The organism is Streptomyces sp. CB02366, assembly GCF_001905905.1.
Taxonomy (GTDB): domain Bacteria; phylum Actinomycetota; class Actinomycetes; order Streptomycetales; family Streptomycetaceae; genus Streptomyces.
This window is the reverse complement of sequence record NZ_LIVT01000001.1, coordinates 1,032,450-1,053,766: the sequence shown is the minus strand read 5'-3', so window position 1 is coordinate 1,053,766 and position 21,317 is coordinate 1,032,450. Positions and strand designations below refer to the sequence as shown.

The following is a 21,317-nucleotide window of genomic DNA, read 5'->3' as shown; positions in this document are numbered from 1 at the left end:
TGTTGCGAAAGTCCCGCCCGCTCGGCGCTCCTTTCGCAACACGCCCCGGCCCTCAGCCCGCGACGATGTCCTCGTACCCGCTGATCTCGCGCGGGTCCCGCGTCCCCGGGCCGACGTACGTCGCCGAGGGGCGCACCAGGCGGCCCGTGCGCTTCTGCTCCAGGATGTGCGCCGACCACCCGGCCGTGCGGGCGCACGTGAACATCGACGTGAACATGTGCGCCGGGACCTCCGCGAAGTCCAGCACGATCGCCGCCCAGAACTCCACGTTCGTCGCCAGGACCCGGTCCGGGCGGCGGTTGTGCAGCTCCTCCAGGGCCGCCTTCTCCAGCGCCTCCGCCACCTCGAAGCGCGGGGCCGCCAGCTCGCGGGCGGTGCGGCGCAGGACGCGGGCGCGCGGGTCCTCGGCGCGGTAGACGCGGTGTCCGAAGCCCATCAGGCGCTCGCCCCGGTCCAGCGCCTGCTTCACGTACGCCGTCGCGTCGCCCGTCCGCTCGATCTCCTCGATCATGCCGAGGACCCGGGAGGGGGCCCCGCCGTGCAGCGGGCCCGACATCGCGCCGACCGCGCCGGACAGGGCCGCCGCGACGTCCGCACCGGTCGAGGCGATGACGCGGGCCGTGAAGGTGGAGGCGTTCATGCCGTGCTCCGCCGCCGACGTCCAGTACGCGTCGACCGCCTTCACGTGCTTCGGGTCCGGTTCACCGCGCCAGCGGATCATGAACCGCTCGACCACGGAGTGCGCCTTGTCGATCTCGCTCTGCGGGACCATCGGCAGCCCCTGGCCGCGCGCCGACTGGGCGACGTACGACAGCGCCATCACCGCGGCCCGCGCCAGGTCGTCGCGGGCGGTCGCCTCGTCGATGTCCAGCAGCGGTTTCAGACCCCACACGGGCGCGAGCATCGCCAGCGCCGACTGCACGTCCACGCGGATGTCACCGGAGTGCACGGGGATCGGGAACGGTTCGGCGGCCGGCAGACCCGGGTCGAACGACCCGTCCACCAGCAGGCCCCACACGTTGCCGAAGGAGACGTGGCCGACCAGGTCCTCGATGTCCACCCCGCGATAGCGGAGCGCACCGCCTTCCTTGTCCGGTTCGGCGATCTCCGTTTCGAATGCGACGACTCCCTCAAGACCGGGTACGAAGTCGGACATCAGGCGGCTCCCTCAGTTCGGCGGGCGGCGGGCGGCGGGCAGGCGGCGACCGGGCCGGCGGCGACCGTGGCGTACGCGCCCGGAGCGCCCGGCGTCCGCGGAAGGCCGTTCGGCCGTTGTGCGAAGGCCACAGGGGCCTGCCCCACGATATTGGCGGGTTCCCACGGGGCGGGGAAGCGTGACATCCGGCACAGGGACCTCTTTCGACGACGTGCGGTTACGGGACCTGGCCGCCGGGCACACTGGACCGCTGGGGCAGGATGGGCCCGTGCCCACACCAGATCACTCCGTGCCGACTCCGGATCACGCTGTGCCCGCACCGAACGAGCGCGCCGTGCCCGCACCGGATCACGGTGCCCGCGCCGAGGCCGACACCGTCCATCGGACTCCTTCCGCCGGGGGCCCGGCCCCCCGCGGTGCCGCGGGGGGCTCCCGTATCGATTCCACCACCGATCCGGCGGCCATGCGCGAGCAGTACCGCTCGGAGGACTTCACCGAGCGCGATCTCGCCGCCGACCCGATGGAGCAGTTCGCCCGCTGGTTCCGCCAGGTCGCCGTCGGCGGGGTGCTGCACGAGCCCAACGCGATGGTCGTCTCCACCGCCGACCCGGAGGGCCGCCCGTCCTCGCGGACCGTGCTCCTCAAGCAGTACGACGACCGGGGCTTCGTCTTCTTCACCAACTACGGCTCCCGCAAGGGCCGCGAGCTGGCGGCGAACCCGTACGTCTCGCTGCTCTTCCCCTGGCACGCGATGGCCCGCCAGGTCATCGTCACCGGCACCGCGGCCCGCACCTCGCGCGAGGAGACCGTCGCCTACTTCCGCACCCGTCCGCACGGCTCCCAGCTCGGCGCGTGGGCCAGCGCCCAGTCCACCGTCGTCGGTTCCCGCGAGGAGCTGATCGGCCGGTACGAGGAGCTGGCCGCCCGCTACCCCGAGGGCGAGAAGGTGCCGGTCCCGCCGCACTGGGGAGGTTTCCGGGTCGTGCCCGGGACGATCGAGTTCTGGCAGGGGCACGAGAACCGGTTGCACGACCGGCTGCGGTACGTGCGCGAGGACGACGGGCCGGACGGACGGCCGTGGCGGGTGGAGCGGCTCTGCCCGTAGGGCCCCCGTCGGGGTCGTGCCGGGCTCGCGCGGCCCGGAGGGGGCGCGGGGGCCGGACAACGCAGAGACCCGCAGGCTCTGGGTCCTCCGTGCACGGAGGAGCCGGCCGGACTTACCGGCGAGCCTGCGGGTCGGTGACTGCTGGGAATTGGCCGGCGTCCGGCCTTGCACTGCAAAAGAGTGCGACGACGGGCGTCAGCCCGCAGCCACCTCACGAGTCCGAAGAGAAATCACTTCCGGAACACCTCCTTTCCTGTGTGCTCCACAGCCTAGGAGCCACCCGGATCGCGGTTCAACCGATTTATTCGCCGGACCGGACCGATGTTTTCGGTGAAGTCTCGGAGAAGTCGATGTGCGGTGGGTCACGTTCGAGTTGAATGGTCTGACGTGCGGCGATACACGCGGCGACGCGTGGGGAAACGGCCGGGACGTTCTGCGAGACGGACGACACGTTCTGCGGGGGGTGCGGAGTGGGTGCTTCCAGGAGCAGCGGGACCACCGACGAGATCGGGCCGGACGAGGACCCGGGGGGCGGGCCCCCGGGGCGCTCCGCGGCCCCGGGGCCCCCGGCAGGCGGGGACGGGCTCCCCGGCGCGCCCGCCGGGTCCGAGCTGCTGGCCGCCCTGCTCGACGGCATGGACGCGGCGCTCTGCGCGTTCGACGCGGCCGGCACCGTCACCCACTGGAACCGCGAGGCCGAACGGATTCTCGGCTGGTCGGCCGAGGAAGCCGTGGGCCGGAGCGGTTTCGCGGGCTGGGCGGTGCGCCGGGCCGACGCGGACGAGGTGCGGACCCGGCTGATGTCGGCCATGGACGCGCCGGGACGGCAGGTGCACGAGTTCGCGCTGCTGCGCAAGGACGGCGGGCGGGTGCTGGTGCGGACCCAGTCCGCCGGGGTGCGCGGCGCGGACGGGAGACCGGCCGGGGTCTACTGCGCGTTCAGCGAGGTGCACGCCCAGATCGACCTGGAACGGGCCATCGCGCTGAGCGAGGCGCTGCTGGAGGACGCGTCCTGGGGCGTGGTCCTCGTCGACGTGGACCTGCGCCCCACGGTCGTCAACGCGTACGCCGCCCGCGCGCTCGGCGGGAGCCGCGCCCGCCTGCTCGGCCGTCCGCTCGGCGAGCTGGTGGTCCAGGGCGTCGAGGAGCTGGAGGCGGCCCTGCACCACGTCCTCGCCGAAGGCGCCCCGAGCGCTCCGGCCGAGCTGTGGGTGACCCTGCGGACGGCCGAGGGCGAGCGCCGCCGGTGCTGGCGCAGCGGGTTCCTGCGGCTGGCGTCGCCGCTGGCGGAAGAACCGGTTCCGCTGGGGGTGGGGTGGCTGTTCCGGGACGTCACCGCCGCCAAGTCCGCGGAACAGGAGGCCGACCGGCTGCGGTTCCGGGCGGGCCAGCTGCACCGGGCCGCCCGTACTGCCTCCGAGTGCGAGGACCCGATGGAGGCGGCGACCTCCCTGCTGGACTTCGCGCTCGCCGGGTTCGCCGACCACGTCCTGGTCGACCTGGTGGCGGGCGAGCGCCTGGTCCGTACGGCCGCCACGCCCTTCGACGCCCCGGGCCCCTGCCTGCCGGTCTCCGGCGGCGCGATCCCCGCCCGGTACGCCCCCGGCCACCCCGCGCTCCAGGCGGTCGAGCGCACCGGCACCGTCCGCACGAGCGGGGCCGCCGGGGCCGCCGACCCGGCCGCCTGGGCGCTGGAGCGCCGGTGGCCCCGGGACGCGGCGCACGCGCTCTGCGCGGTGCTCCGCAGCCGGGGGCGGACGCTGGGCGTGCTGACGTTCCTCCGCGCGGTGAACCGGGCCGCGTTCGAACGCACCGACACGGCGTACGCGGAGACGGTCGCGGCCCGGGTCGCGGGAGCGGTGGACCTGGCGCAGGCGACGGCGGAGGGGTAGGCGGCACGCGGGGCGGGCGGGCGGGACGGTCCGGTGAGCCGGTCGTCCCGGCAGCCCGGTCGCCCGGTCGTCCGGCAGCCCGGCAAGCGGTCACGCGCCGGACCCGGCGGACGCCTCCCCGGCGCGCGCCCCGCGCCCCGTTCCGCGGCGGGAGCCGCCTCAGTGGCGGTAGAAGATCCGGTCCCGGTACTCCGTCATGATCCGGCCGTTCCACTCGTGGCCGCCGTCGACGTTGCCCGATCGCAGCATGGGCGGCTCGACGCCCCGGGCCACCAGCCGCTCCACGGCGGCGGCCAGCATCGCCTGCATGATCGCGCTGGTCACCACGGTCGAGGCGGGGGCGAAGGGGGCGTCGACGCCGGGGGCCGTCAGCTCCGCGTCGCCGATCGCGATCTTGCTGTCCAGCACGATGTCGCAGTGGTCCCGCAGGAAGCCGCCCGAGGCGTGCCGGGACCGGGTGTTCTCCGCGTAGGCGACCGAGGTCAGGCCGATGACCTTCAGCCCGAGCGCGCGGGCGTTCTGCGCCATCTCGACCGGCAGGGCGTTGCGCCCGGAGAGCGAGACGATCACCAGGAGGTCCCCGGCGGTGGCCGGGCTGGAGTCCAGGACGGCCGAGGCGAGGCCGTCCACCCGCTCCAGCGCCGAGCCGAGCGTGGCGGGCATGACGTCCACGCCGACCGTGCCGGGCACGGCGAGCAGGTTCATCAGGGCGAGGCCGCCCGCGCGGTAGACGACGTCCTGGGCGGGCAGCGAGGAGTGGCCCGCGCCGAAGGCGAAGAGCCGGCCGCCCGCCTCCACGGTGTCCGCGATCGCGGCGCCCGCCGCGCCGATGCTCTCCGCCTCCTCGTCCCGTACCCGCGTCAGCAGGCCGATCGCCGCATCGAAGAACTGACCGGCCAGCTTGCTGTCGCTCATCGGGGAGAGCCCTCTCGACGGGGGTGGGGACGGGGTGGGGCATGGCTGTGCGGGGCGGGACGGGGCGTGTCCGGCGGGTCGGGAATGCCGGTGCCGCCGATCACGTTGCGGTCTGGACCAGTGGGCTGTCAATACCGCCCGGCAGCCGGGCCCGCGCCCTCTTCCGGTGGTCTTCCACGCGGGCGGCACGGTTGTCGGCCCCATGCGTCAGAATTGGCACAGGGCCATCGCACGACGTTTTCTAGTCACAGCATCGAGGGGCACGAATGTCCGGACTGATCGACACCACGGAGATGTATCTCCGCACCATCCTCGAACTGGAAGAGGAAGGCGTGGTCCCCATGCGCGCCCGCATCGCCGAACGGCTGGACCAGAGCGGTCCGACCGTCAGTCAGACGGTGGCCCGCATGGAGCGCGACGGGCTGGTCCAGGTCGCGGGCGACCGCCACCTGGAGCTGACCGAGGAGGGCCGCCGGCTCGCCACCCGCGTCATGCGCAAGCACCGGCTCGCCGAGTGTCTGCTCGTGGACGTGATCGGCCTGGAGTGGGAGCAGGTCCACGCCGAGGCGTGCCGTTGGGAGCACGTGATGAGCGAGGCGGTGGAGCGGCGGGTGCTGGAGCTGCTGCGCCACCCCACGGAGTCGCCGTACGGGAACCCCATCCCGGGCCTGGAGGAGCTGGGCGAGCAGGCCGAGGCCGACCCGTTCCTGGACGCCTCCATGGTGAGCCTGGCCGAGCTGGACCCGGGCGCCGAGGGCAAGACCGTGGTGGTGCGGCGGATCGGGGAGCCGATCCAGACCGACGCCCAGCTGATGTACACCCTGCGCAGGGCCGGGGTGCAGCCGGGGGCCGTGGTCAGCGTGACCGAGTCGCCCGGCGGGGTGCTGGTCGGCTCCAGCGGTGAGGCCGCCGAGCTGGGCGCCGACGTCGCCTCGCACGTCTTCGTCGCCAAGCGCTGACGCGCCGCCACCGGACGCCGGGGCCGGGGACGCGGCCGGCCGCCGGCGCCCGGTGGCGAGGATCCGCCGCCGGGTGCTGCCCTCCCCGCCCGATGTTGACGCCTCGTCGGGCGGTGCCGGCCTTCTCCCGCCACCGGGTGACGTGTTCCGCCGCGGGGCGGCCCTCCGTGCGTCGCACGGCGGCGATCCGGTCCGTGCCCCGGTGGCAACACAACCGTGATGTGCGGACGCCGATTTCCCGGTCGAATGGGCAGCGGGACGGGCGGATCCCGTGCCAGGCTGAGGCCGGACAGAGGGCCTGAGGGTGTCGGCCGGCTCCGGTCGGCACGGTCGGGGAGGGAGCGGGGAATGCGCCCGTCGTACCGTCACGCGAACCGCGCGGTGACCGGCGCGCTGCCGAACGCCCTGATCCCGGCCGGTGCACGGCAGTCCTCCCCCAGCCGTACGCGGACCCCCGTCCCGGCCAGCGCGGGAGCCCTCCCCCACCGCGTGGGGGACGGGGCCGTTCCGGCCCGTGCGGGGGGCGCGGCGGAGCCGTCTGCCATCGTTGTCGAAGCCGCCGGAAGCCGTCGTGCCGGGAACCGTCCCCGAACAGGGGGCGGCCCCGGCGTCCGAGGGCGCCGGGGCCGTTCCTCCCCTGTGCTGACCTGGAGCCCCGAGCTCTCAAGGTCAGTTCCCGCAGGCCCCTGTCCCCGAGCGGCCCGCCTCCCGCTGAAGATCTCCCCACCTCGATCGGCGCCAATCCTTGACCGGTGTCACCCGAACGTGGGGTCTTGGATGACGAAACCCCGTTTTCGAATACAAGTTCGATAGCCTGGCGGCGCGACTATACGGTGATCGCGGCCAGAACGAGGACCAGAAGGGGGTGCCAGGACGATGGTGCGGCGCACCGACGTGACCGGTACCGACGGCGTACGCCTGGCGGCATGGGAGTTCGCCGAGCCGCCCAAGGGGCGCACCGAGGCGGACCGGCCGCCCGGGGTCTTACTGCTGCACGGACTGATGGGCCGGGCCTCGCACTGGGCCCCCACCGCCCGCTGGCTCTCCGAGCGGTACCGGGCGGTCGGCCTCGACCAGCGGGGCCACGGCCGCAGCGACAAGCCCGCCGGCGGCCCGTACACCCGCGACGCCTACGTCGCCGACGCCGAGGCCGCGATCGAACAGCTCGGGCTCGGCCCGGTCATCGTCATCGGCCACGCCATGGGAGCGCTCACCGGCTGGCAGCTCGCCGCCAAGCGCCCCGACCTCGTCCGCGCCCTCGTCGTCTGCGACATGCGGGCCTCCGCCCTCGGGGCCGCCTCCCAGCGCGAGTGGAGCGACTGGTTCGACGCCTGGCCGCTGCCGTTCGCCACCCTCGCCGACGTACGGAAGTGGTTCGGCGAGGACGATCCCTGGGTGGAGCGGCCCAACCCCTCGCGCGGCGCGTTCTACGCCGAGGTGATGGCCGAGCGGGAGGACGGCTGGCGGCCCGTCTTCTCCCGCCGCCAGATGCTCCACACCCGCGCCACCTGGGTCTACGACGCCCACTGGGAGGAGCTGACCCAGGTCCGGTGCCCCACCCTGGTGCTGCGCGGCCTCGACGGGGAGCTGGGCCGGGCCGAGGCCCAAGAGATGGTCCGGGTCCTGCCGCGCGGCCAGTACGCGGAGGTGCCGGACGCGGGGCACCTCCTCCACTACGACCAGCCGGAGGGCTGGCGGGCCGCGGTGGAACCCTTCCTGGACCAGCTGGCCGAGGCCGACCGCGACGACCGGGGGGACCGCGACGACCGGGACGACCTGGGGGACCGGGACGACCGGGAGCCGGTCGCCCCGTAGGGCCGGGGGCGCCCCGGCGGCTCAGCCCCTGCTGACCGCCGCCAGGATCTCCGGCAGCCGGTTCGCCGTGCGCGGGGCGGCGATCCTCAGCCCCGCCCAGCCGACGAGCACCCCGTACGCCAGCCCGCCCGGCACCATGAACCACAACGCGTCGTGGTGGTCCGAGAGGTGCATCCAGACCGTCGCCGCGATCACCGGCGACGCCAGCAGCCCGGCCGCCACCATCCCGCCGAGGATCGAGATCCAGGCCAGACCGCCCTGGCCCGGCACCACGTTCTTGAACGCGCCCTCCTGCGGAATCGAGTACGGGAACAGCGCCGACGCCACCGCTCCCGTCGCCAGCATCGCGCTCAGCAGCGCGAAGGACAGGCCCAGCGCCCCCGGCAGCGACCGCCAGTCACCGATCAGCGCCGCCGTCGCCACGCAGACGACCAGCGTGAACGGCAGGGTGAGCAGCAGCAGGACGAACGCCCGCGCCCGCAGTTCGACGTACGCGTCCCGGGTCGAGGAGATCGTCAGCGCCACCATCCAGAAGGCCGAGGTGTCCTGGCCGAACTGGTTGTACATCTGCATGCCGAGCATCCCGGCGGCGAAGCACGCGAAGTAGACCGAGCCGGTGCCCTGGACCGCGTTGAGCAGCGGCACGATCGCCCCGACCGCCAGCGCCGTCACCCAGGCGGCCTTCGTCTTCGGATCCCGCGCCACATACCGCAGGCTCCGCTGCATCACCGTCGCCGTACGCCCCTCCGGCAGCAGCGCCGAGAGCCCGCGCCGACCGGACCCCGTGCGCTCCGGTTCCGCCGCCGCCAGGGTCGAACCGTCCGGCGCGGTCATCAGCTTCACCAGGCTCCGCTGCCAGAGCCGCATCAGCGCCGCCAGGGCCGCCGCGGTGATCAGGAGCTGCGCGACCGCGGTCCCGTACGAGCCGTCCGAGGCCGCGTCCACCGACGCCACGGCGGAGGCCCCGGGCAGCCAGCGCACCACGTCCGCCACCGGGTCCAGCGTGGAGAGCCCGCCCGCCTGGCCGAGCCGCTGCGCGCCGAAGTTGACGAATTGGATGCCCACCGCGATCACCAGCCCGCTGAGCACGGCGAGGTCGCGGCCCTTGCGGGAGTTCAGCAGCCGTACGTTGGCCGTGGCCACCGCCCGGGACAGCGCCACGCACAGCAGCATCGCCAGCGGGACGGCGACCACCGCGAACAGCGCGCCCCCCGCCCCGTGCGCCAGCGCGAGGACCGAACCGACCACCAGGCACAGGGTGAACAGCGGGCCTATGCCGATCATCGAGGAGACCAGCAGGGCCCGGATCAGCGGCTCGGGCCGCAGCGGCAGCATCACCAGCCGGGTCGGGTCGAGGGTGTCGTCCCCGCTGGGGAAGAACAGCGGCAGCACCGCCCAGCCGAGCGCCACGAGGCCGGTGAGCAGCACCACGACGGTGCCGGCGTGCTCGTTGCCGCGCAGCAGGACCAGGCCGAGGACCTGGCCCGCCGCGAGCAGGAGGGTGAGGACGAGGGAGACGACGAAGGCCGCCCTGCGCCCGGAGGACTGCCGCAGCCCGTTGCGCAGCAGCGTCAGCTTGAGGCGTACGAAGACCGGGGTCAGGCCCGTCGTCGGGGCGGCCGGGGCCGCCGCGGAGACCGGGGCGTCCAGCACGCTCATCGGGCGCCGCCCAGCCAGTCGAGGGAGTCGCCGGTGTCCCGGCCGCCCGCGCCGACCAGTTCGAGGAAGGCGTTCTGGAGGGTGGGGGCGTCGCCCCGGACCTCCTCCAGCGTGCCCCGGGCCTTGATCCGGCCCGCCGCCATCACCGCGACCCAGTCGCACAACGACTCGACCAGCTCCATCACGTGGCTGGAGAAGACCACCGTCGCCCCGGACCGGGTGTAGCGCTCCAGCACGCCCCGGATGGTCTGCGCCGAGACGGGGTCGACGCCCTCGAACGGTTCGTCCAGGAACAGCACTTCGGGGTTGTGGAGCAGGGCGGCAGCGAGCCCGATCTTCTTCCGCATGCCGGTCGAGTAGTCCACGACCAGCTTGTGCTGCGAGCCCGCGAGGTCGAGGACGTCCAGCAGCTGTGTGGCCCGCTTGTCGACCTCGTCGCCGGGCAGGCCGCGCAACCGGCCGTTGTAGGCGAGGAGTTCACGCCCCGAAAGCCGCTCGAACAGGCGCAGCCCCTCGGGCAGGACGCCGATCCGGGACTTCACCTCGACCGGGTCGGCCCACACGTCGTGACCCGCGACCTCGATCTTCCCCATGTCGGGCCGCAGCAGCCCGGTGACCATCGAGAGCGTCGTCGTCTTGCCCGCCCCGTTGGGCCCCACCAGGCCGACGAACTTCCCCGCGGGCAGCTCCAGATCGATCCCCGAGACGGCGACCTGCTCCCCGAACCGCTTCCACAGCCCCTGGACGCGCACGGCGGGCGGCGCCTTCCGGGCACCGCCCGCCCCCGCGTCGTCTGTCTCCGTACGCGCATCCGCCCGGTCCGACATGGCACAGCCTTTCGATATCCCCACGTGGTGAGGACACCCTACGAAAGGCCCCGGACGCCCGGCGAGGCCCGGCCGCCGGGGAGGGGCGACGGGCTCCGGCGCCGAACGGGCCGAGCGGGCCGAACGGCTAGAGCGGGTCGAACGTCCTGAGCGGCCCGAGCGGTTCGAGCGGCCTGGACGGTCCGGTCGCTACGCGGTCCTGGCGCGGGCGTCGGCGGCCTCGCGGGCGCAGGCGTACGCCAGCGGGCTGATCAACTCGCCCGCCTCGGGCAGCCACCGGTTGGCGTGGTTGGGCCGGCGGGCCCACTGCACGGCCCCCCGGCCGCCGACCCGGGTGGGCGGGGCGGCGACGTAGTGGCCCTCGCCGCGGCCGGTCAGGTCGATCGCCTCCGCGTTCCAGCCGAGCGCGCGCACCAGGTCGGCGACCTTGGGGGCGGCCCCCGGCAGCACGAAGAACAGCATCCGGCGGTCGGGGGTGCGGGTGACCGGGCCGAGCGTCAGGTCCATCCGCTCCATCCGGGCCAGTGCCAGGAAGCCCGCGGACTCCGGGACCTCCAGCGCGTCGAACGCGCGCCCGGTCGGCAGCAGCACCGAGGAGCGGGGCTGCCGCGTCCACATCCGCCGGGCCGCCGCCCCGCTGCCGGTCGCCCGGCCCGCCCAGTCCGGCCGGTCCGCGTGGGCCCCGGGCAGGGCGCAGCCGGTATCGCCGCAGGAACACCGCTCCGCACCGCCCACCACCTCCAGCCAGGCGCCGGGGAACACGTCCCAGTGACGCTCTTCCGCATACCGCACCGCGGCGTCGAGCAGCGGCTCGCTCCGCTGCTGGGGGACCTGCGCGGCTTCCGTGACTCCGATGGGCTCTTCCACGTCCAGCACAACTCCCGTCGTCACCAGGGGTTACGGCCTGCCCTGAACCGGGGACCGGCGCACCGCCCCCACGCGCGGGGCGCATCGGAGCACGGGCGGGGGCGCGCATGAGGCGTGGCGCCGAAGTCCGGGTAACCACCCCCAGGACCGGAGCCGGGCCCGCCCCGACCCCGGCGCCGTGGCGCGACGCGCCACGGCCCTGCCGAATGACGAAGGAATATGCGCATTTCTTGTGTATGTGCCGGGCAGTGATCCCTTCCACCGATCACTGTGCATAACCGATATTTCAGGGGGACATATGGCTGCAAGGCCTCTCGTAGCCCGCCAGCCCAACGAACGGCTCCAGACGCTCATCCAGGAGGCCGCCTGTTCCAACGCCGGCCTCGCCCGCCGCGTGAACATGGTCGGGGCCGAGCGCGGACTCGACCTGCGCTACGACAAGACCTCCGTGGCCCGCTGGCTGCGCGGGCAGCAGCCCCGCGGCCGGGCCCCGGGGGTCATCGCCGAGGCGCTGGGCCGCAAGCTCGGCCGGTCGGTCACGATCGACGAGATCGGCATGGCCAACGGCAAGAACCTGGCGTCCGGCGTCGGCCTCCAGTACGCGCCGACCGTCGCCGGGGCCGTCGAGCAGGTCTGCGAGCTGTGGCGCAGCGACGTGGGCCGCCGCGACCTGCTCACCGGGTCGGCGGTCGCCGCCTCCGCGCTGGTCGAGCCCAGCCGGGACTGGCTGATCTCGGGCCCGGACGCGCAGGTCGAGCGGACGGCGGGGGCCCGGGTCGGAATGGCCGACGTCGAGGCGGTGCGCGCGATGACCGCGTCCCTGACCGACCTCGACCACCGCTTCGGCAGCGGCCATGTGCGGCCGGTGCTCGTGCACTACCTCAACAGCGTGGTCTCCGGGCTGCTTTCGGGGTCGTACCGCGAACAGGTGGGGCGGCGGCTGTTCGCCGCGGTGGCCCGGCTCACCGAGCTGGGCGGCTACATGGCGGTCGACACCGGCCAACCGGGGCTCGCCCAGCGCTACTACATCCAGGCGCTGCGGCTCGCGCAGGCGGCGGGCGACCGCGCGTACGGCGGCTACGTGCTCGCCGCGTCGATGAGCCACCTCGCCGCCCAGCTCGGCAACCCCCGCGAGATCGCCCAACTGGCCCGCGCCGCCCAGGAAGGGGCCCGGGGCCAGGTCACCCCCCGCGCGCAGGCGATGTTCTACGCGGCGGAGGCCCGGGGCCACGCGCTGCTCGGGGACGCCCGGACCTGTCACGCGGTGGCGGGGCGCGCGACCGCCGCGCTGGAGCAGGCCGACCCGGACACCGGCGACGACCCGGTCTGGATCCGGCACTTCGACGCGGGGTACCTCGCGGACGAACTGGCCCACTGCCACCGGGACCTGGGGCAGTCGCACGAGGCGGCCCGGCGGGCCAAGGAGGCGCTGGCCGCGCTGCCGGAGACCCGCGCCCGGCGCCGGGGCATCGCGCTGGTGCTGCTGGCGTCGGCGCAGGTCCAGCAGCGCGAGGTGGAGCGGGCCTGCCACACGGGGACGCGGGCGATGGAGCTGCTGGCGACGGTGCGCTCCAGCCGGGGCGCCGAATACCTCGACGACCTCCAGCAGCGGCTGGCCCCCTTCGGCGAGGATCCCGCGGTACGGGAGTTCGGCGAGCGCCTGGAGCTCCAGGCGGCGTGAGGAAGAGGTGGTCCCCGGCGCTGTCCGGACCGTGTTCGCGGCGGTCCGGACATGAACAGCGCCGTGGGGCCGAGGGATGTTACCCGCCCTGTGAAGGGGCGGTGAGGGGCACCACGCGCTTGGCGGAGGCGGGCGGCCACCCGATAGCGTGAGCCGACGATTCCGTAGGTTCACACGTAGGAGTCCCGGTGACGCAGAGCGGACAGGACGGCGAGCAGCAGCTCCCCGCCGCACGACCCGCGCACGAGGGTGTCGTGCTGCCCGCCGACGGCGGACCCCCCTGGACCCCGGGAGCGGCCGGGCAGGAAGGCCGGGGCGAACAGGCGACGCCCGCCGGGGGGCAGCCGTGGGGGCAGCCCTGGGGCCCGCAGTCCACCGCGCCCCAGCAGCCCCAGCAGTCGGACCACCAGCCGCAGGGGGGCTACGGCTACCCGCCGGCGCAGCCCCTGCCGCCCGTGCAGCAGCCGGGGCCCGCGGAGGGGTACCAGCAGCCCGGGGCGTACCCGCAGGCGCAGCAGCACGGCGCGTACCCGCCGGCGCAGCAGCACGCCCCGCAACCCCCTTCGCCGTACGCCCCGCAGTACCAGGGGCACGACCCGTCCCAGCCGCTGCCGTACGCACAGCCGCTGCCACCGGAGGCCGGGCGGGGCGCTCCGGGGAGCCCAGGAAGCTACGGCGGCCCGGGCGGCCCGGGCGGTCAGGGCGGTCAGGGGGCTCCCGGCGGGGACGCGGACGCGACGCAGTACATCGCGCCCGTCCCCGGCGGCCCCGGCCCTGTGGCGCCCCGGCCGGGCGGCGGGGACGCCGACGCGACCCAGTACATACCCCCGGTGCCCGGCGGCGCCCCGTACGGGATCAGGCCGGGCGCTCCGGAGGACCGGCAGCCGCCCGCGGAGTTCGACAACCTGTTCCGTTCGGAGGAACCGGCGGGCGCCACCCAGCAGTTGCCCCAGTTCGACGCGGGCCCCCCGGCCCCGTCCCCGTACCAGCGGCAGGCCCCCCGGCCCCAGGGCGGCCCCCCGCAGGCGCCCGGCGGCGGTCACGACTCCGGGGCCCGGGGCTTCCAGAGCCGCCCGGAGCAGGCCGGGACGGCCCAGCACGACGGCGCCCCCCCGCGTCGGCGGTCCGCCCACGTTCCGCTGATCGCCGCCGTCGTCGTCGGCTGCGCGGTCATCGGTCTCGGCGCGGGCGCGCTGATGAGCGGCGGCGACGGCCCGGACGACGACAAGCAGCCGGTCGCCTCGCAGAGTTCGCGGCCCACCGGTCCCAGCACCGAGGCCGCGCCGCCCGACCCGGCCAAGCCGCAGGCCGAGGCGCTGGACAAGCTGCTGGCCGACAGCAACGACAGCCGGGCGGCGGTGATCAGCGCGGTGGAGAAGATCAAGTCCTGCAAGGACCTGGACCGGGCGAACGCCGATCTCCGGGGCGCCGCCCAGCAGCGCCGTGACCTGGTGACCCGGCTCGACGGGCTGACCGTGGACAAGCTTCCGCGGCAGGCGGAGCTGGTCGCCGCGCTGAACCGGGCCTGGAAGGCGTCGGCGGCAGCCGACGAGCACTACGCCACCTGGGCGCGGCAGGCCAAGAAGAACAAGTCCGTCTGCAAGGGCGGCCACGCCCGGTCGACGAACGAGACGGCCAAGGGCAACCAGCAGAGCGGGGTGGCCACCCAGGCCAAGCGCGAGGCGTCCCGGCTCTGGAACGTGATCGCGGGCAAGTACGGCCTCACCGAGCACGCGTACACCGAGCTGTAGCCGGGGGCGGGCACGGCGTCCCGCGGGCGCCGTGCCGATGCCGTGCCGATGCCGTGCCGATGCCGGGGCGCCGACGCCGCCGGGGGCGGGGTCAGGACCCGCCGGACCCGCCCTGGCCGAGCGGGGCGTCCGTCAGGGCTTCCTGGACGTCCACGAAGCCCTTCTTCTGAGCGGTGAGGCGGCCGTCCCGGACCACCTGGAACGTCACCTTCGTATTGACGATGCGCGGGTAGCCCGCCGTGCCGACCAGATCCCCGAAGCGCCACCGGAGCTTCGGGGTGAGGCCGCCGGTGTCCACCTCGACGCCCCGGTTGAGGGCGGCGGTGATCCGCCCCGGGGTGACGTCCTCGTCGCCGACCGCCCGGACGGCCGCCCGCAGCGCCGTGTACGCGATCCACGTCGTCTGCACCGCGGTGTCGTCCGGGTCGATGCGGTTGTCCCCGAAGGCGTAGGTGGCGACCACCTCGCGCATCTGCTTCCAGCGCGGGTTCTTCGCGTCCGGGTACCAGCCGGTGACGTAGGCGCCCTCGAAGGGGCTGTTCCGGCCGCCCGTGCGGTTGATGAGCGGCTGGCTGACGCTGCCGAGCACGGAGGAGATCCTGACCCGCCCGCCGTCCGGCTCCAGCCGCCGGAAGGAGTCGAAGAAGGTCTCCGTACCGGCGCCGAGCACCGCCGTCACACAGCCGCCCCCGGACCCCCGCAGCGCCTGGGCGGCCTGCTCGTCGTAGGAGGTGGCGTCCAGCGGGGCCACGATGTCGGTGGAGGCGGGCCGGTCGGCGGCGAGCAGCCCGTTGTTCAGGAGCGGCGGCATCCCGTCGCCGCCGATCGAGTCGGGGCGCACCAGCGAAACCCGCTCGCAGCTGCGTCCCAGCTGCCGCCCGTGACCGGCCAGCAGGGCCGGCTGGCCGCCGTTGACGGGGTACGAGAGGTAGCTGCTGAACTCCTCGGGGGAGGCCCCGTAGCCGCCGATGTACGGGACGCCGCCCGCTTCCAGGGCGGGCATGAAGCTCTGGCCGTGGCGGCTGTACGAGCCGACGACGGCGGCCACCCTCTTCTCCACGGCCTCCCGGGCGCACCGCTCCGCGCCGAGCGTGGTGTCGCCCTCGTCGCAGACCACCACCCGCAGCTCGCGGCCGTCGATGCCGCCGGTGTCGTTGACCCAGCGGGCGTACGTCTGCGCCATCGCGGGGACACCGGCCTCCTTCACCCCGTTGACGTCCTCCGCGCGGTCGGGAGCCCAGGTCATCACCGTGACGGGCTCCCTGGATCCCCCCGAGGTCCCAGGGAGCACGCCACAGCCGGACAGCAGCACCGCCCCCGCCGCCGTCGCGCCGATGAGGCCCGGCAAGGGGCGGGAGGAGAGGGGGCGTCGCCGTCCGGTCATGGGCCACGACCCTTCCGCCCTCCGGGTAACGGCGCGGTGTGCGACCCTCAACGCTCGGTGACGTCGAGGTGAATTGCGGGGGCCCGTACGGAGGAGGCGTGAAGGAACGTACGATCGACGACCGTGCAGCAAGGTTCGGAGAACTCTTCCCGTCGCGGCCGTCGCTCCTCCAACATGGGCGGCATGCCGCTCACTGACATGCCGTGGTGGCGCTGGCGCACCAACGTGCGCTCGGCGCTGCACATGCTCTCCGACCCCGCCTTCCACCACGCGTGCTGGCTGGCCGGCCGGGAAGGGTACGGGGACGTCACCGACGCCGTGTACCGCCTGGTCGAGGACACCTGGCTCGACAACTGGTCCGCCGAGAAGTACGTGGGCACCATATTCCGGGACTCCGCCGAGGCCGCCGCGGTGGACGCCGCGGCCTTGCAGGTGCTGCGGATCATGCACCAGGTCGGCGCGGACGCCCCCGTCTCCGCCTATCTGGAGCACCCCGGATGGGCCGAGGCCGTCCACGCGGCGCGCGAGGCCCATGTGATGCTCGCCACCAACGACGCGGAGGATCCGGACATACCGCCGCACTCGCTGGACGTCATCCGCATCATGACCAGGGCCGCCTAGCCTCCGGCCGGTGTGGCACCCTACGAGGATGACCGCGCCGCAGCCCGCCCCCTCAGCCGCCCCCTCGGCCGCCGCAGCCGCGACCGAGCAGTACGTCCTCACGCTCTCCTGCCCGGACAAACAGGGCATCGTGCACGCCGTGTCGAGCTATCTCTTCATGACCGGCTGCAACATCGAGGACAGCCAGCAGTTCGGGGACCACGACACGGGCCTGTTCTTCATGCGCGTCCACTTCTCGGCGGACGCCGGGGTCACGGTGGACAAGCTGCGCGCCAGCTTCGCCGCGATCGGGGACGCCTTCGGCATGGAGTGGCAGATCCACCGGTCGGCCGAGCGCATGCGGATCGTGCTCATGGTCAGCAAGTTCGGCCACTGCCTCAACGACCTGCTGTTCCGCTCCCGTACCGGGGCGCTGCCGGTCGAGATCGCGGCCGTCGTCTCCAACCACACGGACTTCGCCGAGCTGGTGGCCTCGTACGGCATTCCCTTCCGCCACCTGCCGGTGACCAAGGAGAACAAGCCGGAGGCCGAGGCCGCGCTGCTGGAGCTGGTCCGCGCGGAGGACGTCGAGCTGGTCGTCCTGGCCCGCTACATGCAGGTCCTCTCCGACGACCTGTGCAAGCGGCTCAGCGGCCGGATCATCAACATCCACCACTCGTTCCTGCCGAGCTTCAAGGGCGCCAAGCCCTACCACCAGGCGCACGCGCGCGGTGTGAAGCTGATCGGCGCGACCGCCCACTACGTCACCGCCGACCTCGACGAGGGCCCGATCATCGAGCAGGAGGTCGAGCGCGTCGGCCACGACGTGATCCCGGACCAGCTGGTCGCCATCGGCCGCGACGTGGAGTGCCAGGCGCTGGCGCGTGCGGTGAAGTGGCACGCGGAGCGGCGCATCCTGCTCAACGGCCGCCGTACGGTGGTCTTCGCCTGACCGGGCCCCGAGGCGGGCGGCGGAGCGTGGCCGCAACCTAGAGCCGGCTGAGCGAGGCCGTCGCGAACAGCACGTCGCGGATGGCCTCGCGGTCGCCCTCCTGGCCCGCCGCCGCTTCCACCGGGGAGATGCGGCCCGCGACGAGCCGGCAGAACTCGACGCCGTCCAGGGCCACCTGCGCCACCGCGTGCTCGGGTGAACCGGTGACGTCCGTCGAGTCCAGCGCGATGTACCAGTCGCCTCCGCCGTGGCCCTCGATCTCCAGGTGGAGCGAGCGGCCCGGCTTCCCGGCGGCGACGGGGCCCCTCGCGGGTCCGGCGCGGCGGGCCGCGAGGGCGGCCGGGAGCATCCGGACCGCCAGGCCGATCATCAGGTGCAGATGGGCCGCCGAGGGGGCCGGGTACGGGTAGTCGACGGCGTCGGCGATGTCCCCGCCGTGCACCCAGCACTCGAAGGCCCGCTCCACGACGGCGTCCTGGAGCGGCAGGGTGAAGGCCCCGTAGGGGACGGGGGTCCCGGCGGCGGCCCGTCCGTCGAAGGAGGCCGTGCGGATCAGCTCGTGGCTCTGGGCCCGCCAGGGCTCGCGGACGGCCCGGGTGAGCGGCCGCCCCGCCCGCGACCAGTACGCCTCGGTGCGCTCGGTGGGATCCAGCGGGGCCTCGCCGCCGAGCGGGTCGTCGAGGCCGAGCGCCGCGGACAGCAGCCCGTCGACCGCCGCCAGATGGCCGATCACCCCGGCGACCGTGGTCCTGCGGTCGGCCTCGCGCTCCCGTTCGTACCATCGCAGCCGCACCGGCGCGTGCCAGTCGGCGTCCCCGATGTCGCGGAGCAGCGCGTCGAGCCGGGCGGTCTCCGCGTCGTACGGGGCGGCCCACTCCGGTATCGGGATCCGGGCCGGCCGGCGGCTCAGGCAACCGTCCACCACCCGCGACCGCAGGGTCGGGTCGATGTCCAGGGAGCCGTCGGAGTGCAGGAGCCCCACCGCCTCCCGGAGCCGCGCCGCCTCGCCCGCGCACGGGCCGCACCCGGTGAGGTGGTCCTCCACCGCGGCGGCCTCCTCGGCCGAGCACACGGACAGCGCCCAGGCTCCGAGGAGGGACTGGAGGACGCGGTGGGGAAGGACCGGCCCGGCGCTCATGAACGGCTCCGGGGCACTGGCGGGAGCAGCCGCCCCCGCGACCGGTCCGGGCTCGTCCGGAGCGGAGGGCCCGGTCTCGTCCGGAACGTCCGGACCGGGTTCGTCGGGCTCCTGGGGTTCCTCGGGTTCCTCGGCTCCGTACGGCCCGGAGGGCGCGGGCCCGCCCGCATGGGGCCCGTCCGCCGCGTCCGGAGCGGACTGCCCCGGTACGGCCTCGCCGGGGGTCCCGCCGCCCGGCGGCGGCAGGGGAGGAAGCGGTACGGAGGCCAGGTCGAGGTCGTCCGCCGCCCCGCGCGGCCCCGGTATCCGGCGGGCCCCGCGGACGCCCTCCTCGTCCCCTTCGCTCGCGCGTCCGCCGCCGCTCACCGGACCCGTCCGTAACCGGGCGGCGCGGTCCCTTCGCGCGGGCCGTCGTTCGCCGTGGAGAGCAGTTGCAGGCCGAGCCGGAGCCTGCGGCGCGCCTCGTCCTCGGTGACCCCGAGATCGACGGCGGCCCGCCGGTAGTCCCGGCGGTCGACGTAGGCCAGCTTCAGCGCCTGCCGCAGCGGCGCGGGCATGGAGGAGACGATGTAGTCGGCGCGGGCGGCGGCCGTGGCGCTGCGCACGCGCTGCTCCAGCTCCTCGGGGTCGGGCGCGGAGCCCTCGCCGTGCTCGGCCGCGTACGAGGAGGCGGCGGCGCGGCGCAGGCGCTGGACGGACCGGTGGTGGGTGAGGTGGGCCACCCAGGCGCGCATCGACCCCTGCTGCGGGTCGTACTCCTCGGGGTCCTCCCAGATCTGGGCGAAGACCTCCCGGGTCACCAGGTCGGCGGCGCCCTCGTCGTCGAGCATCCGGTGCGCCTGGCTGTGGACCAGGGAGGCGAACCGGTCGTACAGCTCACCGAGCGCCGCCGCCTCCCCGCGGGCCAGCCTCTGCTGCATCCTGCGGTCCCAGCGGGGTGCCGTGTCCTTCGCCATGAACCCCCCAGCCCCCGGCCTGTCGCCCAGCTCCGTGATCCATCCTGCCCGTGCCCGTGCGGACCGAATGTAGTCCGCCGGATGAACGGCGCACGCCCCTTTGCCGTATCCGTCCCGCTGCGCACGTGGCCGACGACGGTAGTCGATTTTCGGCCGGGACGCCTCCTCGGCCGATCTGATCAGCGAAAACGGGCCGAAGCACGCCTTTCATCGGAAACCTCCTGGGCCTTCGCGGGCGTCTCGGTGTTTCATGGAGGTGCGGTGGGGCAGCCGCGAGGAGGAACGGAAACTTCCGGATCATCGCCGGGAGCCCCGGAACGAGAGGTCCAGTCGCGTGACGCTCACTGTGGACGAGGCGGAGCAGGGGGCGTGGACCGTGCTGCGCATGAGCGGCGAACTGGATCTGGTGTCCTCACCCGTCGTACGGCAGTCCGTCCACGACGCGGTGGCCGAGGGGCAGCACGACGTGGTGCTCGATCTGTCCGAGGTGTTCTTCTGCGACTCCAGCGGCGTCGGCGTGCTGATCGCCTCGCGTCGCCTGATGAAGTCCTGCGGGGGGCGGCTGCGGCTGATCCTCCCCGCCCGGGGCGCGGAGGACGGGTCGCACGTCAACAAGGTGCTCGGCGCCCTCGGCGTGCGCCGCCTCTTCGACGTCTACCCCGACGCCCGGTCCGCCACCGACGAGGAGTGCAGGCCGCTGAGCGCGTGAGGCGGCCCGGTGATGCGGGGTTGTCACACAGGAAGCGCCGCACGGTGACACGTGGGCGTCCCCGGCGACGTACGCTCCCCGCATGGACAGCGCAGAGTACGAGCGCAAGATCGCGCACCGTTTCGCCGCCTTCGACCAGGACGGCAACGGCTACATCGATCGCGCCGATTTCAACGCAGCGGCCGCCCGCCTGCTCACCGAGTTCGGTACGACGGCCCGCTGCGACAAGGGACAGGCCCTCTACACCGGCGCCGAGGCCTTCTGGCAGGGCATGGCGGGGATCGCCGACGTGGACGGGGACCAGCGGGTCACCCGGGAGGAGTTCGCGGGCGGGGCGGTGAAGCGGCTCCGGGACAACCCCGAGCGGTTCGCCGAGATCGCCCGCCCCTTCCTGCGGGCGGTCATCGCGCTCGCCGGGGAGGGGAACGACGGCAGGGCGGCGGTGGCGGACGTGGAGCGGGCGCTCCGGGTCCTCGGCGCCGGCCCCGAGGTCGCGGGCGTGGCCGCCCAGAGCCTGGACACGGACCGGGACGGCAAGATCGCGGAGAGCGATGTGGTGTCGGCGTTCGCCGTGTACTTCACGGTGATCGAGCCCGACGCGTAGCGACCGGAGGGGCGTCGGCGGGGCGCCGCCCGCCGGCGCCCCTCCGGGGCCGTTCCCCCGAGGCGGTGCGCCGTCCCTTCCGGGGGCGCCGTCGTCCGAGGGCCCGGGGTGGTCGTCGCGGCCTCGGTCGTGCCGTACCCGTGGGCGAGCCGCTCCTCCGTCTCCCGGACCCGCGCGGAGCACGTCTCCGGCGGTTCCGGGGCTCGCCCCCGTACGCGGGGCGGCTCCGCTGCGAGGGTGTGCTCCCCCCCCGGTCGCCGCACCCCCGCACCGCCGCGCGGTCCCGCCCGGCCCGCCGGGACGGTCGTTCAACACGCCCGGGAGCGCGAGCAGTTCGGATCGCCCAT

18 protein-coding genes are annotated in these 21,317 nt (G+C 74.3%); 10 read left to right on the top strand and 8 right to left on the bottom strand.

The annotated features are described in order from the left end of the window. Positions 1 to 52: 52 nt before the first annotated feature. Positions 53 to 1,156: a citrate synthase 2 gene (locus tag AMK24_RS04645; RefSeq protein ID WP_073765169.1), complete on the bottom strand. Its 1,104-nt coding sequence runs from the start codon at positions 1,154 to 1,156 to the stop codon at positions 53 to 55. A gap of 463 nt (positions 1,157 to 1,619) precedes the next feature. On the opposite strand from AMK24_RS04645, the gene pdxH reads away from it, so the two are divergent. Further along, positions 1,620 to 2,261: a pyridoxamine 5'-phosphate oxidase gene (pdxH, locus tag AMK24_RS04640; RefSeq protein WP_073765167.1), complete on the top strand. Its 642-nt coding sequence runs from the start codon at positions 1,620 to 1,622 to the stop codon at positions 2,259 to 2,261. 470 nt (positions 2,262 to 2,731) lie between these two features. After that, positions 2,732 to 4,153: a PAS domain S-box protein gene (locus tag AMK24_RS04635; protein ID WP_073765165.1), complete on the top strand. Its 1,422-nt coding sequence runs from the start codon at positions 2,732 to 2,734 to the stop codon at positions 4,151 to 4,153. A gap of 159 nt (positions 4,154 to 4,312) precedes the next feature. Here AMK24_RS04635 and AMK24_RS04630 read toward each other — a convergent pair whose 3' ends face one another. Next, the gene (locus AMK24_RS04630) at positions 4,313 to 5,068 is read right to left on the bottom strand and encodes an SIS domain-containing protein (protein ID WP_073765163.1); all 756 of its coding nucleotides are present in this window, start codon (positions 5,066 to 5,068) and stop codon (positions 4,313 to 4,315) included. Positions 5,069 to 5,334: 266 nt separating this feature from the next. Here AMK24_RS04630 and AMK24_RS04625 point away from each other — a divergent pair, with 266 nt between their 5' ends. Both AMK24_RS04625 and AMK24_RS04620 read left to right on the top strand, forming a co-directional pair. Beyond that, positions 5,335 to 6,027 carry a metal-dependent transcriptional regulator gene (locus AMK24_RS04625; protein WP_073765161.1) on the top strand — a complete coding sequence of 231 codons (693 nt, stop codon included), beginning with the start codon at positions 5,335 to 5,337 and terminating at the stop codon, positions 6,025 to 6,027. An 876-nt stretch (positions 6,028 to 6,903) separates the two neighbouring features. Next, positions 6,904 to 7,842 (top strand): alpha/beta fold hydrolase, encoded by a 939-nt coding sequence (locus AMK24_RS04620; RefSeq protein ID WP_073765159.1) that lies wholly within the window; start codon positions 6,904 to 6,906, stop codon positions 7,840 to 7,842. 21 nt (positions 7,843 to 7,863) lie between these two features. Here AMK24_RS04620 and AMK24_RS04615 read toward each other — a convergent pair whose 3' ends face one another. From AMK24_RS04615 to AMK24_RS04605, 3 genes are all read right to left on the bottom strand, one after another. Beyond that, positions 7,864 to 9,501, bottom strand: coding sequence for a transporter (locus tag AMK24_RS04615; RefSeq protein ID WP_073765157.1), 1,638 nt, complete (start codon positions 9,499 to 9,501; stop codon positions 7,864 to 7,866). Then, entirely contained in the window at positions 9,498 to 10,328 is an 831-nt protein-coding gene (locus AMK24_RS04610) for an ABC transporter ATP-binding protein (RefSeq protein ID WP_073765155.1), read from the bottom strand. Before AMK24_RS04610 ends, AMK24_RS04615 begins: the two co-directional genes overlap by 4 nt. 189 nt (positions 10,329 to 10,517) lie before the next feature. Next, the gene (locus tag AMK24_RS04605) at positions 10,518 to 11,204 is read right to left on the bottom strand and encodes a bifunctional DNA primase/polymerase (protein ID WP_073765153.1); all 687 of its coding nucleotides are present in this window, start codon (positions 11,202 to 11,204) and stop codon (positions 10,518 to 10,520) included. Between the two features lie 289 nt (positions 11,205 to 11,493). Between AMK24_RS04605 and AMK24_RS04600 the strand changes: the two genes are divergently transcribed. Together AMK24_RS04600 and AMK24_RS04595 are read left to right on the top strand one after the other, a co-directional pair. Then, the gene (locus AMK24_RS04600; RefSeq protein ID WP_073765151.1) at positions 11,494 to 12,876 is read left to right on the top strand and encodes a transcriptional regulator; all 1,383 of its coding nucleotides are present in this window, start codon (positions 11,494 to 11,496) and stop codon (positions 12,874 to 12,876) included. A gap of 188 nt (positions 12,877 to 13,064) precedes the next feature. After that, complete coding sequence (locus AMK24_RS04595; protein ID WP_199876364.1) at positions 13,065 to 14,627, top strand: hypothetical protein; 1,563 nt, start codon at positions 13,065 to 13,067, stop codon at positions 14,625 to 14,627. Positions 14,628 to 14,718: 91 nt separating this feature from the next. Here the strand turns inward: AMK24_RS04595 and AMK24_RS04590 are convergent, their stop codons facing one another. Continuing rightward, on the bottom strand, positions 14,719 to 16,011 hold the full coding sequence (locus tag AMK24_RS04590) for an ABC transporter substrate-binding protein (protein ID WP_073765149.1): 1,293 nt from the start codon (positions 16,009 to 16,011) through the stop codon (positions 14,719 to 14,721). 174 nt (positions 16,012 to 16,185) lie between these two features. Between AMK24_RS04590 and AMK24_RS04585 the strand changes: the two genes are divergently transcribed. Then, positions 16,186 to 16,632: an SCO4402 family protein gene (locus AMK24_RS04585; RefSeq protein ID WP_073765147.1), complete on the top strand. Its 447-nt coding sequence runs from the start codon at positions 16,186 to 16,188 to the stop codon at positions 16,630 to 16,632. Positions 16,633 to 16,660: 28 nt separating this feature from the next. Then, on the top strand, positions 16,661 to 17,563 hold the full coding sequence (gene purU / locus AMK24_RS04580) for a formyltetrahydrofolate deformylase (RefSeq protein WP_073765145.1): 903 nt from the start codon (positions 16,661 to 16,663) through the stop codon (positions 17,561 to 17,563). Between the two features lie 37 nt (positions 17,564 to 17,600). Here the strand turns inward: purU and AMK24_RS04575 are convergent, their stop codons facing one another. Both AMK24_RS04575 and AMK24_RS04570 read right to left on the bottom strand, forming a co-directional pair. Then, complete coding sequence (locus AMK24_RS04575; RefSeq protein WP_073765143.1) at positions 17,601 to 19,067, bottom strand: maleylpyruvate isomerase family mycothiol-dependent enzyme; 1,467 nt, start codon at positions 19,065 to 19,067, stop codon at positions 17,601 to 17,603. Further along, positions 19,064 to 19,657: a sigma-70 family RNA polymerase sigma factor gene (locus AMK24_RS04570; protein ID WP_073765141.1), complete on the bottom strand. Its 594-nt coding sequence runs from the start codon at positions 19,655 to 19,657 to the stop codon at positions 19,064 to 19,066. The genes AMK24_RS04575 and AMK24_RS04570 overlap by 4 nt, the downstream gene beginning before the upstream one ends. A gap of 334 nt (positions 19,658 to 19,991) precedes the next feature. On the opposite strand from AMK24_RS04570, the gene AMK24_RS04565 reads away from it, so the two are divergent. Both AMK24_RS04565 and AMK24_RS04560 read left to right on the top strand, forming a co-directional pair. Next, a complete protein-coding gene (locus AMK24_RS04565) occupies positions 19,992 to 20,366 on the top strand; it encodes an STAS domain-containing protein (RefSeq protein WP_073765139.1) in 375 nt (124 codons plus the stop codon). Positions 20,367 to 20,448: 82 nt separating this feature from the next. Further along, a complete protein-coding gene (locus tag AMK24_RS04560) occupies positions 20,449 to 20,970 on the top strand; it encodes an EF-hand domain-containing protein (RefSeq protein ID WP_073765137.1) in 522 nt (173 codons plus the stop codon). The last annotated feature ends 347 nt before the right edge of the window (positions 20,971 to 21,317 follow it).